1 pseudogene is annotated in these 576 nt (G+C 68.2%); it reads right to left on the bottom strand.

The window, feature by feature from the left end:
• A pseudogene (locus tag HHX30_RS40405) lies at nt 1-310 on the bottom strand (sugar ABC transporter substrate-binding protein); the annotation flags it as partial.
• Nucleotides 311-576: the final 266 nt, after the last annotated feature.

Here is a 576-nt window from a genome sequence, read left to right as displayed (position 1 = left end):
AGATCTGCTGGTTGATGTCGTTGGTCGGCTCGACCGCCTTGAACTCCACATCGGAGAACTGCTTGGCCGCGTCCGCCGCGTTCTTGCTGATCGCCGCGATCCAGCCGTGGTCGGCCGCCGGAGCCGAGAAGCCGATGACGACCTTGTCGCCGGGGGCGTCGTTGCCGCCCGTGGCCGCGGCCGCCGGAGCAGCGGCGGGCGCGCTCGCCTGCGCGGCCGGCTCGTTGCTGGTGCAGGCCGTGATGAGGGCACCTGCGCCGAGGACGGCTCCGCCGAGGAGGAAGCCCCGGCGGCCGGGGTTCTGCGTCATGTCGTTCTCCCTTGCAGTGGGGGTGATAAGCGATGGAAAAGGGCGTACAAGTCCGGGACCGCAGCCGTACGGCGGCGGACCTGGATGGAGGGGACAGGGGATGGGGGGTGCCGGCGGCGCCGGGGTGTTATGTATGTGATTTGAGGCTGCGCCGCTGCAGGAGCACGGCGACGACGATGATCAGGCCCTTGGCGACCAGCTGGTCGGCGGTGTTCAGGCCGTTGAGGATGAACAGGTTGGTGATCACAGTGAAGATCAGCAGACCG

The sequence above is a fragment of the Microbispora sp. H10836 genome, assembly GCF_012999525.1.
Classification (GTDB): domain Bacteria; phylum Actinomycetota; class Actinomycetes; order Streptosporangiales; family Streptosporangiaceae; genus Microbispora.
Note: the sequence above shows the minus strand (reverse complement) of the source record. Positions and strands in the feature narration are given on the sequence as shown.